The organism is Bradyrhizobium sp. HKCCYLR20261, assembly GCF_051168435.1.
In the GTDB taxonomy this organism is placed as follows: domain Bacteria; phylum Pseudomonadota; class Alphaproteobacteria; order Rhizobiales; family Xanthobacteraceae; genus Bradyrhizobium.
Window position 1 is genome coordinate 80790 of the sequence record NZ_JBNPUZ010000002.1, and the last position, 15663, is coordinate 96452.

At 65.9% G+C, this 15663-nt stretch carries 11 protein-coding genes; 7 read left to right on the plus strand and 4 right to left on the minus strand.

Annotated elements, in window-relative coordinates:
• Positions 1-2 precede the first annotated feature (2 nt).
• From ACQR1L_RS04040 to ACQR1L_RS04050, 3 genes are all read right to left on the minus strand, one after another.
• The gene (locus ACQR1L_RS04040; protein ID WP_434856643.1) at positions 3-1325 is read right to left on the minus strand and encodes a PQQ-dependent sugar dehydrogenase; all 1323 of its coding nucleotides are present in this window, start codon (positions 1323-1325) and stop codon (positions 3-5) included.
• Between the two features lie 75 nt (positions 1326-1400).
• The gene (locus ACQR1L_RS04045; protein ID WP_434856644.1) at positions 1401-3203 is read right to left on the minus strand and encodes a chloride channel protein; all 1803 of its coding nucleotides are present in this window, start codon (positions 3201-3203) and stop codon (positions 1401-1403) included.
• A 257-nt stretch (positions 3204-3460) separates the two neighbouring features.
• The gene (locus tag ACQR1L_RS04050; RefSeq protein WP_434856645.1) at positions 3461-4693 is read right to left on the minus strand and encodes an acetyl-CoA C-acetyltransferase; all 1233 of its coding nucleotides are present in this window, start codon (positions 4691-4693) and stop codon (positions 3461-3463) included.
• Positions 4694-5198: 505 nt separating this feature from the next.
• Between ACQR1L_RS04050 and dctA the strand changes: the two genes are divergently transcribed.
• Both dctA and ACQR1L_RS04060 read left to right on the plus strand, forming a co-directional pair.
• Complete coding sequence (dctA, locus tag ACQR1L_RS04055) at positions 5199-6515, plus strand: C4-dicarboxylate transporter DctA (protein ID WP_434856646.1); 1317 nt, start codon at positions 5199-5201, stop codon at positions 6513-6515.
• 233 nt (positions 6516-6748) lie between these two features.
• A complete protein-coding gene (locus ACQR1L_RS04060; RefSeq protein ID WP_434856647.1) occupies positions 6749-7666 on the plus strand; it encodes a PepSY domain-containing protein in 918 nt (305 codons plus the stop codon).
• Between the two features lie 3 nt (positions 7667-7669).
• Here ACQR1L_RS04060 and ACQR1L_RS04065 read toward each other — a convergent pair whose 3' ends face one another.
• Positions 7670-8422: a TetR/AcrR family transcriptional regulator gene (locus ACQR1L_RS04065; RefSeq protein ID WP_434856648.1), complete on the minus strand. Its 753-nt coding sequence runs from the start codon at positions 8420-8422 to the stop codon at positions 7670-7672.
• Between the two features lie 84 nt (positions 8423-8506).
• Between ACQR1L_RS04065 and ACQR1L_RS04070 the strand changes: the two genes are divergently transcribed.
• The 5 genes from ACQR1L_RS04070 to ACQR1L_RS04090 all read left to right on the plus strand — a co-directional run bounded on the left by ACQR1L_RS04070 (position 8507) and on the right by ACQR1L_RS04090 (position 15463).
• Positions 8507-10087: an efflux transporter outer membrane subunit gene (locus ACQR1L_RS04070; protein WP_434856649.1), complete on the plus strand. Its 1581-nt coding sequence runs from the start codon at positions 8507-8509 to the stop codon at positions 10085-10087.
• A complete protein-coding gene (locus ACQR1L_RS04075) occupies positions 10087-11202 on the plus strand; it encodes an efflux RND transporter periplasmic adaptor subunit (protein WP_434856650.1) in 1116 nt (371 codons plus the stop codon). The genes ACQR1L_RS04070 and ACQR1L_RS04075 overlap by 1 nt, the downstream gene beginning before the upstream one ends.
• A 28-nt stretch (positions 11203-11230) precedes the next feature.
• Positions 11231-14305: an efflux RND transporter permease subunit gene (locus tag ACQR1L_RS04080; RefSeq protein WP_434856651.1), complete on the plus strand. Its 3075-nt coding sequence runs from the start codon at positions 11231-11233 to the stop codon at positions 14303-14305.
• Between the two features lie 120 nt (positions 14306-14425).
• Complete coding sequence (locus ACQR1L_RS04085; RefSeq protein ID WP_434856652.1) at positions 14426-15130, plus strand: PadR family transcriptional regulator; 705 nt, start codon at positions 14426-14428, stop codon at positions 15128-15130.
• Positions 15131-15160: 30 nt separating this feature from the next.
• The gene (locus ACQR1L_RS04090) at positions 15161-15463 is read left to right on the plus strand and encodes a DUF3861 domain-containing protein (RefSeq protein WP_434856653.1); all 303 of its coding nucleotides are present in this window, start codon (positions 15161-15163) and stop codon (positions 15461-15463) included.
• Positions 15464-15663 lie beyond the last annotated feature (200 nt).

Here is a 15663-nt window from a genome sequence, read left to right on the forward strand (position 1 = left end):
CCTCAGCGGCTGACGCGCCAGATCGTGCCGTTGCCGTCCTCGGAGATCAAAAGGCTGCCGTCGCGCGCGACGGTGACGCCGACGGGACGGCCCCAGACCTCGCGGTCGTTGACGACGAAGCCCGTGACGAAGTCCTCGTATTCGCCGGTGGGCGCGCCATCCTTGAGCCTGATCCGAATGACCTTGTAGCCGGTGCGCTTCGACCGGTTCCACGAACCGTGCTCGGCGGCAAAGGCGTCGCCGCGATAGTCGGACGGAAACAGCGTGCCGTCATAGAACGTCAAGCCGAGCGAGGCGGAATGTGCCTGCAAGAGCACGTCGGGCACGGTGATCTTGCCCTTGAGATCGGTCCGCTCACCCGCATGGCGCGGATCGGGGTTGTCGCCCATGTAGTACCAAGGCCAGCCGTAGAAGGCACCCTCCCTCACCCGCGTGACGTAGTCCGGCACGAGATCGTCGCCGAGCCCGTCGCGCTCATTGGTCGAGCACCAGGGCGTGCCGGTCGCGGGCTGGATGGCGAGGCCGACACAGTTGCGGATGCCGCTCGCGAACAGCGTGCGGTTCTTGCCATCAGGATCGAACGCCAGCACGCCGGCGCGATCGGTCTCGCCGCCCCAGGCCGCGCCGAGCGGATGCGCCTTGATCCAGGCAGCAAGCCCGCCGGCCGGCTCGCCCAACGCCTCGCCGACATTGCCGGCCGAGCCGACCGAGACCAGCATGCGGGCATCGTCCTTGGTGAAGACGATGTCGCGGGTCGAGTGGCCATAGCCCGCCGGCAGATCGGGGACGACCACCTGCATCGGCCCCGAGGCCTTCATGTCGCCGGAGCGATACGGAAGGCGCATCACGCGCTCGGTGCTCGCGACATAGACCCATTGCGGATCGCGGCTCGGATAAAAGGCGATGCCGAAGGGATGGCCGAGCCGGTCGGCGAAGATCTCGCTCGACGCGACCTTGCTGCCATCCTCGTTCGGGCGCAGCACGCGGACACGCCCTGCCCGCGTCTCGGCGACGAAGATATCGCCGTTCGGCGCGGTGCGGATGATGCGCGGTCCGCTCAGCCCCTCCGCGAACAGCGCGATCCTGAAGCCGTCGGGCACCTTGGGAACGGCCGAGGCCGGCCGCTGCACCACGCGGGAGACGTTCGCGGCGGACGCCGTCGCCCCGGGCTTCGGCAGATCGTCAGGACGGATCAGCCGGATCGTCCCCGGCGTGTCGCCTTGCCAGCTTCCGAACGCGTCCTTGCCCTTGAGCACCGCAGGCTCGGCGGCAGCCGCCGTCGCCGTCAGGGCGCAAACGACAGCCGTTGTGATCCGTCTCATCATGTCGTCCTCGCGCGTCCCAAACGGCCGGCAGCCTATCCTGGCCCGGGGAGTACGTCGCGCGGTGATGCGACGCGATCACGACAGCGCGCCGAGCACACCGCGCGTGGCCTGGTCGATCTCCTCGACATAGCGGCGCCGGGCAAACGACTCGGTCAGGAAGCCGATCACCTTGCGGCTGTTCTCGGACTCCAGCACCGCCAGCACCTCGGCGCCGGAATCGTCAAAAATCTTCATCGCCGTCTTGACGTTCATTTCGGGCAACAGCGCGACGTCGAAATATTTCGCGAGCTCCACCACCTGGATCTCGTCGGCGATCGAATCCAACTCGCCCGAGAACAGGTCGGGCAACGACACCAGCCCGCAATAATCGTCGCTGTTGTTGACCACGACCACGGCCTGACGCGTGCCAAGGGCGAATTCGCGGCGGCAGGCGGCGATCGAGGTCGTGGTCGGCACCTTGCCGACGTCGGAGCGCATGAGGCGCTCGACCGTGAGGTTGCGCAGCCAGCCGACGTCGTTGGCGCTGCGGATGGTCTCGCCGCGCAGATGCAGGCGCCAGGTCGAGAACGAGTGCCCGAACAGCACGCGCACGCACACCGAGGTCACGATGCAGGCGCCGAGCACGACGGCGGTGACGTCGACGCTGCGGGTCATTTCCAGCACCAGGAAGGACATCGTCAGCGGGCCGCCGACGATGGCGACGCCGAGCGTCGCCATGCCCGTGAGCATCGCCACGACGGGATCGAGCGTGAGCCCGAGGCCGAGGCCGACCATCGCGAGCAACCCTGCGAACAGCTTGCCGAGCAGGCTGCCGATGAACAGCGAGGCGAAGAACAGGCCGCCGCGGAAGCCCGAGGCCAGCGAGATCAGGCACGCGGCGAGCTTGAGCACGATGATGGTGGCGATCATGCAGACCGCCATCTCGCGATGCAGGTCGAGCAGCATCGCGCCGTGGCCGGCCGCGAGCACCTGCGGCGTCACGATGGCCATGGCGCCGACGCAGAGGCCGCCGATCACCGGCCGCAGCCAGACCGGGATGCGAACGAACAGCCGCTCCACCGCCGGCGAAGCGCGCATCACCACGATGCCGATGAAAGCGACGAGCAGCGCCAGCACGAACAGCGCAATGTACTGCTCGAAGCCGACAGCGCCGACCTTCTGGATCTCCAGCGAATACGGCGCGCCGGTGAGATACTGCGAGGTCAAGGCGCCGGCGAGCGAGGCCGCCAGGATCGGCGCGGCGCTGGCGACCGAATAGACGCCGACGATCAGTTCGCAGGCGTAGAATGCGCCGGTGATCGGCGCGCCGAACGCCGCCGCGATCGCCGCGGCCGCACCGCAGCCCACGATCAGGCGGAGGTCGTTGCGGCGAAGCGTGAGGTATTGACCAAGCAGCGAGGCCACGCCGGCGCCGATCTGGGTGTAGCCGGCCTCGAGGCCGACGGAGGCGCCGGAGCCGTTGGAAATCAGCGTCTGACTGCTGACCACGACGCTGTCGCGCATCGACAACCGGCCGCCGCGCAGCGCATTGGCCTCCACGGGATCGACGGCCGCCGCGATCTTCCAGCGCCGCCGCTGCCATTCCATGAGGCCGAGGATCAGACCGCCGCAGGCCGGCGCGATCAAGGCGACCACCGGATTGACCCAGGCATTGGCGCTGAGCCGGACGTCGATCGGAATGCCGTAGATCACCACATGCGCGACTTGCGCGATCAGGCTCATCACCGTCACGATCGCGCCGGTGGACACGCCGATCACCAGCGCCAGCGGGATCAGGTAGAACTCGTTGCTGCGCAGCAGGGCCCGCAGCCGCGTGACCACCCGGTTCGAGGCCTTGCGATCGATGATATGCGACAGCGTCGAGAGCACGAGAGCCATTTCTTCTACGAGGAGGCCTCTGCGTGGCAATAACCTGTCGCCATTTGCGGAACAAGCGCGAATTCCTTTCCAGCCGAAACGTGGTTGGCTGGTCCGGAAACTGGAACCGCAGCGGAGCCATCGCGGGAACGTGGGGTGTCAACGAGCGTGCGGAAGGTCGCAGCGGGCACGGGCGTTCCAGAGCGGTGGGTTCCAAAAGCAACGCCCGCCGCGGGAGGTCCGCAGCGGGCGTCATGCCTCGATGGAGATGTGAGCGCTCAGACCCGCTCGATGATGATCGCGGGCGCCATGCCGCCGGCCGCGCACATCGTGACCAGGCCGCGCTTGAGGTCGCGCCGCTCAAGTTCATCGAGCAGCGTGCCGATCAGGATGGAACCGGTGGCGCCGATCGGATGCCCCAGCGCGATCGAGCCGCCGTTCACATTGACCTTGGCGCGGTCGAGCTTGAGGTCGCGGATGTACTTCTCGGCAACGACCGCGAACGCCTCGTTGATCTCGAACAGGTCGATGTCATCGATCGAGAGCCCGGCCTTGGCCAGCACTTTGCGGGTCGCCGGCACCGGGGCGTTCAGCATCAGGGTCGGGTCGTCGCCCATGTTCGCCGTCGCGACCACGCGGGCGCGCGGCTTCAGACCATGGGCCTTGGCGTAGGACGGCGAGGCCAGCAGGATCGCGGCGGCACCGTCGACCACGCCGGAGGAATTGCCGGCGTGATGCATGAATTGGATATCGAGGCCCGGGTAACGCTGCAGGATCAGGTTGCGATAGGTGGTGCCCTTGTCGTCGAGCGCATAGTCGGCGATCGCGGGGAATGCCGGCTTGAGGCCCGCCAGCGCCTCCGCCGTGGTCTGCGGCCGCGGATATTCCTCGTGGTCGAGCGCAAGGCTGCCGTCCTCGCGATGCACCGGCACCAGGCTCTTCTTGAAGTGGCCGCCGGCGATCGCCGCCGCCGCGCGCTTCTGGCTCTCCAGCCCGAGCGCGTCGACATCGGCGCGGGTGATGCCTTCCATAGTGGCGATGGCGTCGGCGCAGACGCCCTGGTGCGACTGCGGATGCAGCGCGCGCAGATGCAGATTGCCGGCATCCATCATCAGCGGCCCCTCGCCGCGCCGGCCGTCCATCGACATCATCTCGCAGCCGCCGGCGATGACGAGATCCTCCTGCCCGGCCATGATCTGGGCGGCCGCGATGTTGACGCTGGTGATGCCGGAGCCGCAGAAGCGGTCGAGCGTGACGCCAGAGGCGCGGATGTCGTAGCCGGCATCGAGCGCCGACATGCGTCCGAGATCGCCGCTCTGCGGCCCGCGCTGCGACGAGCAGCCCCAGATGATGTCGTCGACATCGCCGGTGTTGATGCCGGTGCGCTCGGCCAGCGCGCGCAGCACGGTGGCACCGAGGTGCTGCGGGTGCAGCCCCGCCAGCGCGCCCTTGCCGGCCTTGCCAATGCCGCGCGGGGTCCTGCAGGCGTCGATGATGAGCGCGTCGGCCATGGTGTTTCCTCTCCTGATGAGCTGCAACCGGCGATCCGGTCGTCCTTGGCGTCGTCGATAGCATTGCGCCGTCGCGCTCGACAACCGCATGAACTGCGGAGCAGGCTTGAATCCCGCGCGCTCAGGTGCTTGACGCACAACGCTTTTTTCGCGGTACGGAACCGCGAGCAACAGCCTCGGACGCGGTCTCGCTCCATTGCGGCTTCAACCTGTTTGAGCTGCACGGCTGGCACAGCGAACAGGCGACATCCGCCGTCGCAAGCCGCACGCGAAGACATCGCCATAAGCCGATAGCCGCAGAAGGCAATTTGCCTCTCGGTTCAACCATGACGTCAGGATGTGGGGGATATCGGATGGCGTCTCGCGCGATCCTTCTGCAACACGATAGCAGCGAAATAATGGAAAAATCGCAAACGCCCTTTGCATCCGCTGCATTTGACGCGATGACGCGAAGCTTCCATGAAGACGCGCCCCTTCCCGCGCCTTGCGCCCGACAGGACCTGACATGAGCAGTTCGAGTTCGACCCTCGCCGCGCCCGCCGGCAGCGCCCGCCGCGGCTGGTGGAAGGAATTGTGGGTCCAGGTCCTGATCGCGATGGCCGCCGGCATCCTGCTCGGCGCGGTGAAGCCGGATCTCGGCGCCCAGATGCAGCCGCTGGGGGATGCCTTCATCAAGGCGATCCGGATGCTGATCGCGCCGATCATCTTCTGCACCGTCGTCAACGGCATCGCCCACATGGCGGACATGGCCAAGGTCGGCCGCGTCGCCATCAAGGCGCTGGTCTATTTCGAGGTGATCACGACGCTGGCGCTGATCATCGGGCTAGCCGCCGTGAACCTGTTTCAGCCGGGCGTCGGCATGAACGTCGACCCCGCGACGATCAATTCCGCGACCATCGAGCCCTACGTCAAGCAGACCGCTGCGGTCGGCCTGGTGCCGTTCCTGCTCAACATCATCCCGCAGACCTTCGTCGGCGCGTTCGCCGAAGGCAACATCCTCCAGGTCCTCTTCATCTCCGTGATGTGCGGCTTCGCCCTGATCTGGCTCGGCGACCGCGCCAAGGCCGTGACCGACGTGATCGAGGTCGCCGGCCAGATGATCTTCGGCGTGGTCCGCATCGTGATGTGGGCGGCACCGCTCGGCGCCTTCGGCGCGATCGCCTTCACGGTCGGCAAGTTCGGGATCGGCTCGCTCGCCAAGCTCGGCCTGCTGCTCGGCAGCTTCTATCTGACCTGCCTGATCTTCATCGCCGCCGTGCTCGGCCCGATCGCCGCCTTCGCGGGCTTCAGCCTGTGGAAGCTGATCCGCTACATCCGCGACGAGATCCTGGTCTGCATCGCCACCACCTCGTCCGAGACCGTGCTGCCGCGCATGCTGGCCAAGCTGGAGGCCGCGGGCTGCGAACGCAGCATCGTCGGCCTCGTCATTCCCACCGGCTACTCGTTCAATCTCGACGGCACCTGCCTCTACCTCGCCACCGCCGCGGTCTTCCTGGCGCAGGCGACCAACACCCATCTCGACATCGGGCATCAGATCGGCCTGCTGCTGATCCTGCTGGTGACGTCCAAGGGCGCAGCGGGAATCGCCGGCGCCGCCTTCGTCGTGCTGGCGGCGACGCTGGCCGCGACCGGCACCATTCCCGTCGCCAGCGTCGCGCTCGTGCTTGGCATCCATCGCCTGATGTCACAGGGCCTGACGCCGACCAATCTGATCGGCAATGCGGTCGCGACCATCGTCATCGCACGCTGGGAAAATGGCTTGGACGCGGCGCGCCTCAAGCAGGTGCTCGATGGCGGCAATTTGGCATCTGATGCAAATTGAAATCATCCGCGTAAGACCGGATTCGCATTTGCTGCAATGACGCCGATCAAACGGCGCATGACCTAAAATTAATAGTTATCTCCTTCGTCCCAATGCTGCGCTCGGCTAATGAGAACACGACCGATCGCCCGCGTCGTCCCTTGCGCGATCAACAGAAACGTTCAGGGAGTGAGTGCTTAGGGGCAACGATCTCGCCCACGCCCCGTGTGCAAGACGATCATCTGGAGATGACGATGAACAAGCAGCTTCTGCTCAAGCTCCACCGCTGGATCAGCCTGACCTTTGCGCTGCCATTGCTCGTGATCATCGCCACCGGACTGATCCTCTCCTTCGAGCCGATCGCCCAGGTTGCTGCCGTGAAGCCAGGCAGCGTCGATCCGGCGCGCGTCGTCGCCCTGATCAAGCAATACGATCCCGACGGCAAGGCGCGCGGCATCTCGATCAATCCGACGACGCAGCATCTGACCTTGCAGGGTCGGCCCGGCACCGAGCTCGACATGGCCACCGGCGCGGTCGCCGACAAGCCCGCAGCGAGCAGCGTGTTTCAATGGGCGCGCATGACCCATGAGCACCTGATCGGCATCGAGGGTCTCACGACGATCTCCACCATCGGAATGATCGTCATCATGATCATCGGCATTCTGATGGGGCTGCCGCGGCTGCGCAACACGCTGTCGGGTTGGCACAAGGGCGCGGCGTGGTTCACGCTGCCGCTGATCATGCTGAGCCCCTTAACCGGCGTCCTGCTCGACCCCAGCAACAGCTTCTTCAGTGCGCCGGCGACAGCAGGCAAGCGCGTCTCCTTGACGGAGGCGGTCAGCATCGTTGCCAGGGATCATGATCTCGCCACCGTCAACATGATCGGCACTCGCGGCGGGCGGATGCTGGCGCGAATCATCGAGGGCGACGAACTGCGCGCCTATGCCGTGACCGCCGATGGCGTCTCCGCGCTGCCGCGCAACTGGGTACGGCTGCTGCACGAAGGCAACTGGTCGCTGATCGGCAGCACTGCCAACGTGCTGATCTCGGTGGTGCTGCTCGCGCTGCTCATCACGGGCGTCCTGATCTGGACGCAGCGCCGGCTGCGCCGGCCGAAGCGGACGGGCGATGCGCAAGTCAAACCGGCCGTCGCAACATCCGCTCCGACCTGACGTTCATCGCCGTCGCGAGGGCCGCTTGAGCTGTGGTCGAAGGGGCGTCTTTGAAGCGGCCCCTGAAGCAGCCTTCGACACTGGCTTGCAAGCCGCCTTTCGGCCTGCCGTCGGCCGCCCATAGGCTGCGATGAAGACCTTGATCCCGCCTTCGAGCTGAGCGCGGCATTCGGCCGGGCTCGGCGCCTGCATCGACAGCGCCCAGGTCAATGGCAGCCGCCCCTGGATCAGGGTGAGAAACTGCGTCGCGGCCAACCTGACATTGCCGATATCGAGCAGTCCCTGCTTCTGCGCCGCGCGCAGGAACGCCGCGACCTCTGCATCGCACCGGTCGGGCCCCGCTGTCATGAAGGCCTGCGCGACCGCCGGGTAGCGTGAGGCGCACGACATGATCAGCCGATGCATCGCCAATCCGCGGTCGTCCAGAAACATCGACAGGAAACGGCGCGCCATCTCGCGCAGATCCCGTTCGAGCTCGATGATCTGCCCCGTCTCGATCCACAGCGGCTCACGCCGCCGGCGGCAGTCGTCCTCGACCAGCGCCAGCAGCAGCGCATCCTTGTCGGCGAAATGACCATACAGCGTCGCCTTCGACACCCCGGCCAGCCGCGCGATCGCATCGACGCTGCTGTTGTCGAACCCGACCTCGAGAAACAGCGTCCGCGCACTGTCGAGAATTTGTCCGTGCTTGAGCTCGGAGCGGCCCGCGGCCGCGAGAGCGCCTGACGGACCGGCTTGCGAAGAAGATGTGACCATGCCGCTTCCTAGCACCAACGTGACTTGACTCAAGCCTGACACGGCAAGCATGGTCGCTCAATGAGAACGAAACGGTTTAGTTTTATGTATGATCATGTCGAAATGTTTCCCATCTCGTCGAGGCCGGTCCCGCGACGCGGTGGAATTCCCGTTTCGCTCGGGGTCGTCAGTTGCAGCGTGCTGCTGGCGTCCTGCGCTGTCGGGCCCGACTTCATGTCCCCGGACGCGCCGGCCGCCACCGGCTACGTCCGCGAGCAGCGCCTCGGTTCGACCGCGAGCGCCGTCACGCCGGGCGGCAACGCGCAGAGCTTCGCATCCGGGAGTGACCTCCCCGGCGTCTGGTGGGCGCTGTTTCACTCACGGCAGCTCAACGCCTTCGTCGAAGAGGCGATTCGCAATCATCCGGACATCGAGGCCGCGCAACTGGCGCTGCGCGCCGCGCGGGAGAACGCCCTGTCGCAACAAGGCGCGCTGTTTCCACAGGTGAGCGCGAGCGGATCGGCGGAGCGCACGCAGGCTTCGACCACGCAGCAGGGTCAGTGGCCGGGCCAGACCTCGCTTTATACGCTCTACGGCGCATCGGTCAGCGTCAGCTATGCGCTCGACGTCTGGGGCGGCACACGGCGGCAGGTCGAGGCACTGCAAGCACAAGCCGACTACCAGGCGTTCAAGATGGAGGCGACCTACCTCGCGCTCACGGCCAATGTGGTGACGGCCGCGATCACCGACGCCTCGCTGCGCGATCAGATCGCCGCCACCGAGGAGATCATCAAGGCCGAGACCGATCAGCTCGGGCGCATCCAGCGCCAGTTCGACGTCGGCGCCATTTCCAAATCCGACGTGCTGTCGCAGGAGGCGACGCTGGCGCAGGCCAAGGCGACCTTGGCCCCGCTGCAGAAGCAACTCGCGCAGCAGCGCAACCAGCTGATGGCCTATCTCGGCCGGCTGCCTAGCCAGGACCGCGGCGAGCATGTGACGCTCGCGGAGCTGCGGCTGCCGCGCAGGCTGCCGGTCTCCCTGCCCTCCTCGCTCGTCCGCCAGCGCCCCGACATCCGGCAGGCTGAGGCGACCCTGCACCAGGCGACCGCGACAGTCGGCGTCGGCATCGCCAACCTGCTGCCGCAACTGACGCTGTCGGGCAGCTATGGCGCGAGCGGACCGGAGCGATTGTTCTCGCCGACGACGCTGGTGTGGGAGGCGGCCTCGAGCGTCAGCCAGAAGCTGATCGACGGCGGCACGCTCTATCATACCAAGGAAGCCGACGTCGCGACCTTCGAGCAGGACCTGTCGCTCTACAAGAGCACGGTCATCACCGCGTTCCAGAACGTCGCCGACTCGCTTCGCGCCATCCAGTACGACGCCGAGGCGCTGAAGGCGCAGGCCGCCGCCGAGAAGGCCACGGCCGACAGTCTGGCGATGGCGATCGAGCAGTTCAAGAGCGGCGCCGTTCCTTACGCCAACGTCATCACGGCGCAGCAGTCCTACCTCAACGCGCGCGTCTCCCGCATCAAGTCGCAGGCGACACGCTTCACCGACACCGCGGCGCTGTTCCAGGCGCTCGGCGGCGGCTGGTGGAATCGCCAGGACGAGACACCAGCGGCGCTGCCACGCGCCAATCCCGGCTATTTCGCCGGCCCTAACCGCACGACCCAGGAAGCACTGTAATGAAGAAACGCATGACGATCATGCTGGCCGTCATGGCCTTGTTGTTTGGCGGCCTGTACGGCTTCCAGACGTTCAAGGGCATCATGATCGCCAAGGCGATCGGCGCGATGGCCAACCCGCCGCAGACGATCTCGACCGCTGTCGCGGCGACCGCGCCGTGGCGCTCCAATCTCACCGCCGTCGGCTCGCTGCGCGCCGTCAACGGCGCCGACCTGGCGCTGCAGGTCTCCGGCATCGTACAGGGCATCCAGTTCAATTCCGGCGATTCGGTCGAAGCCGGCCAGTCGCTGCTGCAGCTCGTGGCAACCGACGACGTCGCCAAGCTGCAGTCGCTGCAGGCCACCGCCGAGAACGCCGCGATCGTCGTCAAGCGCGACGAGGAGCAGATCAAGTTCAACGCCGTCAGCCAGGCGACGCTCGACAGCGACCGCGCCAATCTGAAGAACGCGCAGGCGCTGGTGGCGCAGCAGAAGGCGGTCGTCGAGCAGAAGACGTTGAAGGCGCCGTTCGCCGGCCGGCTCGGCATCCGCGCCGTCGATCTCGGCCAGTATCTCAGCGCCGGCACCACCATCGTCACCCTGCAGAGCCTCGATCCGATCTTCGTCGACTTCTATCTGCCGCAGCAGTCGCTCGCCGATATCAGGATCGGCCAGGATGTCGGCATCTCCGTCGATGCCTTTCCCGGCGAGCGCTTCACCGGCCAGATCTCGGCGATCAACGCCAAGGTCGATTCCACCAGCCGCAACGTCCAGGTCCGCGCCACCCTGCACAATGAAAAAGCGCGCCTGCTGCCGGGCATGTTCGCCAAGGTCGAGATCGACATCGGCCAGCCGGAGCAACTCGTGACCCTGCCGCTGACCGCTGTCGTCAGCAATCCCTATGGCGACCTCGTCTATGTCGTCGACGATCTCAAGGACGGCCAGGGCAAGGCGCGGCAGATGTTCATCAAGAGCAAGCCGGCCAAGGGCGACCGCATCGCGATCACCGAGGGCGTCAAGCCGGGCGAGACGGTGGTGATCGCCGGACAGATCAAGCTGCGCAATGGCAGCCCCGTGAAGGTCGACAATTCGCACGTGCCCGTGGCGGAAGCCGCTCCTGATGTCGTCGATCAGTAACCGCGCGCCAGCCGAGATCAGACCCCCCATGCGTTTCACAGACATCTTCATCCGCCGGCCGGTGCTGGCGCTCGTGGTCAGCGCGCTGATCCTCGTGCTCGGTCTGCGCTCGATGACGACGCTCGCCATCCTGCAATATCCGCGCACGCAGAACGCCATCGTCACCGTGAGCACCGCCTATGCCGGCGCCGACAGCGACATCATCGCCGGCTTCATCACGACGCCGCTGGAGAACGCGATCGCCCAGGCCAACGGCATCGACTACATGACGTCGACCAGCGTCACCGGCAGCAGCACGATCACGGTGAACCTGCGGCTGAACTACGATTCCGGCAAGGCGATGACCGAGATCAACGCCAAGGTGAACTCGGTGCTGAACCAGCTGCCGACCGGCACGCAGCAGCCGACCCTGACCCTGAAGGTCGGCCAGACCATCGACTCCATGTATATCGGCTTCGCCAGCGACGTGCTGGCGCCGAACCAGATCACCGATTATCTCACCCGCGTGGTGCAACCGAAGCTGCAGGCCGTCTCCGGCGTGCAGACCGCGGAGCTGCTCGGCGCCAAGAAGTTCGCGTTGCGCGCCTGGCTCGATCCGGACAAGCTCGCCGCCTATGGCCTGACCGCGACGGACGTGTCGACGGCGCTGTCCGGCAACGACTACATCTCCGGTCTCGGCACCACCAAGGGCCGCCTCGTGCAGGTCGATCTCGCCGCCGCGACCAACCTGCATTCGCTGGAGCAGTACCGCAATCTCGTCGTCAAGCAGGTCAACGGCGCCATCATCCGCCTGCGCGATGTCGCCAATGTCACGCTGGGGAATGACGACTACGACTCGGCGACGCGCTTCAACGGCAAGACCGCCGTCTATATCGGCATCCAGGTGGCGCCGACCGCCAACCTGCTCGACGTCATCAACGGCGTGAAGGCGGTCCTGCCGGACCTGCAGCGCCAGCTGCCGAACGGCATCACCAGCGAGGTTCTCTACGACTCCACCGACTTCGTGAACTCCTCGATCGACGAGGTGGTCCATACGCTGGTGGAAGCGATCGCCATCGTGATCTTCGTGGTGTTCATGTTCCTGGGCTCGTGGCGCTCGGTGCTGATCCCGGTGATCGCGATCCCGCTGTCCTTGATAGGCACTTTCGGCCTGATGCTGCTGATGGGCTTCTCGATCAACCTGCTGACCTTGCTGGCGCTGGTGCTCGCGATCGGGCTCGTCGTCGACGACGCCATCATCGTGGTCGAGGCGGTGCACCGGCTGATCGACGAGGGCGTCGCGCCGGTCGATGCCGCGATCCAGTCGGCGCGCGCGCTGGCGAGCCCGATCATCGCGATGACCGTAGTGCTGATCGCGGTCTATGTGCCGGTCGGCTTCCAGGGCGGACTGACCGGCGCGCTGTTCACCGAATTCGCCTTCACCCTTGCCGGCGCCGTCACGGTGTCCGCCGTGATCGCGCTGACTTTGTCGCCGATGAACTGCGCCTGGCTGCTGCGCCGGACCGAGCGCGACGCGCAGACGCTGGAGGCGCGGCTGGTCCGCACCATCGACCACGTGCTCGAACGTCTCGCCCACGCCTACCGCCGCGGGCTGGAGAGCGTCTTCACCACAAAACCTGTCGTCGTCGTGTTCGCGCTGCTGCTGCTGGCGATGATCCCCTGGCTCTATGTCAGCTCGACCAGCGAGCTCGCGCCCGACGAGGACCAGGGCATCGTGCTGTCGCTGACCAACTCCGCGCCCTCGGCCACGCTCGAACAGCGCGAGTTCTATGGCAAGCAGCTGTTCGGCCTGATCGCGCAGCGGCCGGAGACGCGCACCGTGTTCCAGATCGACACCCCGACGCAGGCGATCGGCGGCTGGGTGCTGAAACCCTGGGATCAGCGCAAGGCGACGACCAAGACCCTTCAGCCGGAATTCCAGCAGATGCTGAACGGCATCGCCGGCGCCCGCTCGGTCGCCTTCCAGCCCGCTCCGCTACCGGGCAGCAACGGCCTGCCGGTCCAGTTCGTGATCGGCACGACGGGTGCGTTTTCCGAGCTCAACGACGTCTCGCGCGACTTCATGGCCAAGGCGCTCGCGAGCGGCAAGTTCATCTTCCTCGACACCGACCTCAAGATCGACAAGCCGCAGACCACCGTCGTATTCGACCGCGACAAGGCGGCCGATCTCGGACTGAAGATGAGCGACCTCGGCGGCGCGCTCGCGACCATGCTGGGCGGCAACTATCTGGACTATTTCAGCCTGGAGGGCCGTTCCTACAAGGTGATCCCGCAGGTCCGGCAAAACGACCGTCTCACCGACAACCAGCTGCTGGACTATTCGATCCGCACCAGCGGCAATACGATGGTGCCGCTGTCGACCGTCGCCCGGCTCGAGCACAAGACGATCCCGGAATCGATCAACCACTTCCAGCAGATCAACGCAGCGACGATCTCGGGCGTGGCGATGCCGGGCGTCGCGATGGGCGATGCGCTCAACAGCCTGAAGGAGCTCGCGACATCGCTGCCGTCGGGCTATTCGATCGACTATGGCGGCGCCTCTCGACAGCTCGAGCAGGAATCCGGCGGCTTCGTCACGACTTTCGTGTTCGCCCTGATCATCATCTTCCTCGCGCTCGCCGCCCTGTTCAACAGCTTCGTCGACCCGATCATCATCCTGGTGTCGGTGCCGATGTCGCTCGCCGGTGCGCTGATCTTCATCAGCCTCGGGCTCGGCGGCGCCAGCATCAACATCTACACCCAGGTCGGCCTGGTCACCTTGATGGGGCTCGTCAGCAAGCACGGCATCCTGATGGTCGAGGTCGCCAATGAGCTGCGCGAACAGGGCAAGGACCGCACCGAGGCGATCATCGAGGCCGCCACCATCCGACTGCGGCCGATCCTCATGACGACGGCGGCGATGGTGCTCGGCGTGATCCCGCTGATCACCGCCAGCGGCGCCGGCGCGGTGTCGCGCTTCAACATGGGCCTCGTGATCGCGACGGGGCTCGCCATCGGGACGCTGTTCACGCTGTTCGTGGTCCCCGTCGCCTACGCCCTGATCGCCCACCGCGGCACAGCGCATGCGACGAACGCGGACACCGCCGTGGCGGCCGCTCCATAGCAAACGAAAGGCTCAATATATCAGTCACTTGGCTCATCATTCGAGGCGTCCAATCGATCGCTATTGACAAACGATGCCTATAAACGATATATCGTTCGTACAAAACGGAGATCATATCGTATGAGACATCATCATCATCATCATTGGACTTTCGATCGCCAGGGCTGGGACGAGGAGCACGAGCATCGCGGCTGGGGTCATCATCGCCGCCATGAGCGACACCACGGCTTCGACAAGGGGGGTGAAGACGCTCGCCTGGCCGGCCGCGGTCCCGGTTTCGGCCGCCATCGCGGGCCGGGCCGGTTTGAAGGCGATGGACGGCGCGGCGGCCGCGAGGAGTTCGGCCGTGGCGGCGGCGGTCGCTTCTTCGGCCCCGGCGACCTGCGCAGCCTGCTGCTGTGGCTGATCGGCGAGAAGCCGCGACATGGCTACGAGCTGATCAAGGCGGTCGAGCAGTTGGTCGGCGGCGCCTACTCGCCGAGCCCCGGCTCGGTCTATCCGATCCTCAGCCTGCTCGAGGACATGGGCCAGATCGAAGCCGCATCAGCCGAGGGCGGCAAGAAGCTGTTCGCCATCACCGAGGCCGGCCGCCAAGCGCTGAAGGACGACGCAGCCGCCATCGAGGGCCTTCTCAGCCGGATGCGCATCATGGCCCGCGCCATGGGCGGCATGCACCCGCCGGAGCAGGTGCTGCAGGCGGTGCAGACGCTGAAGATGGCGCTCAAGATGCACCGACCGGGCTGGAGCGAGGCGGAGGCCAAGCGTGTCAGCGACATCCTCACCAGCGCGATCGCCGAGATCCAGGGCGACGACGGCGCAGCCTGATCCGCGGCCAATCATCGAGAGATCGACGAGATGCCCCACGCCTATGCCATCGAAGTCACCGACATCAGCCCGCGCAGCGACGGCCACGCGGGCCCCAGTTATGATTTCACATTCCAAAGCCATGACGATCTCAACGAGATCGTCGCGCGCATCCAGCGCCGCGGCCTGTTCAACGACGACCACGAGCGCAAGGCGTTCGTCACCGGGTTGAAGCTGCTCGGCGGCGTGATGCTGAAGCATCGCCGCGAGCCGCTGTTCGCCGAGTTCGGCCCGGCGTTCAAGCAGTTCATGATGAAGCTGAAATCGGGGAACCACCAGACGAAGAGACCGTGACCTTCGTCACGCGGCATTCGCTCGATGCGTCGCGATGCGGCGTGCCGGCACCGACTCGACATCATCAGGTCTGCTCGATAAGAAACATGGACTGTGTTTCTTGTCGATGCCGGCTGAGATGTTGCTGCCGGCGCCCCGTGTGTAATGTCATTGCTGACGTTGGTTCATTGTGGAAAGTCCGGATCAGAGCTCCAGATTTC

Coding starts and splice junctions, on each gene's coding strand:
- ACQR1L_RS04040 (WP_434856643.1), bottom strand. CDS start 1,325: ATGATGAGACGGATCACAACGGCTGTCGTTTGCGCCCTGACGGCGACG.
- ACQR1L_RS04045 (WP_434856644.1), bottom strand. CDS start 3,203: ATGGCTCTCGTGCTCTCGACGCTGTCGCATATCATCGATCGCAAGGCC.
- ACQR1L_RS04050 (WP_434856645.1), bottom strand. CDS start 4,693: ATGGCCGACGCGCTCATCATCGACGCCTGCAGGACCCCGCGCGGCATT.
- dctA (WP_434856646.1), top strand. CDS start 5,199: ATGAGCAGTTCGAGTTCGACCCTCGCCGCGCCCGCCGGCAGCGCCCGC.
- ACQR1L_RS04060 (WP_434856647.1), top strand. CDS start 6,749: ATGAACAAGCAGCTTCTGCTCAAGCTCCACCGCTGGATCAGCCTGACC.
- ACQR1L_RS04065 (WP_434856648.1), bottom strand. CDS start 8,422: ATGGTCACATCTTCTTCGCAAGCCGGTCCGTCAGGCGCTCTCGCGGCC.
- ACQR1L_RS04070 (WP_434856649.1), top strand. CDS start 8,507: ATGTATGATCATGTCGAAATGTTTCCCATCTCGTCGAGGCCGGTCCCG.
- ACQR1L_RS04075 (WP_434856650.1), top strand. CDS start 10,087: ATGAAGAAACGCATGACGATCATGCTGGCCGTCATGGCCTTGTTGTTT.
- ACQR1L_RS04080 (WP_434856651.1), top strand. CDS start 11,231: ATGCGTTTCACAGACATCTTCATCCGCCGGCCGGTGCTGGCGCTCGTG.
- ACQR1L_RS04085 (WP_434856652.1), top strand. CDS start 14,426: ATGAGACATCATCATCATCATCATTGGACTTTCGATCGCCAGGGCTGG.
- ACQR1L_RS04090 (WP_434856653.1), top strand. CDS start 15,161: ATGCCCCACGCCTATGCCATCGAAGTCACCGACATCAGCCCGCGCAGC.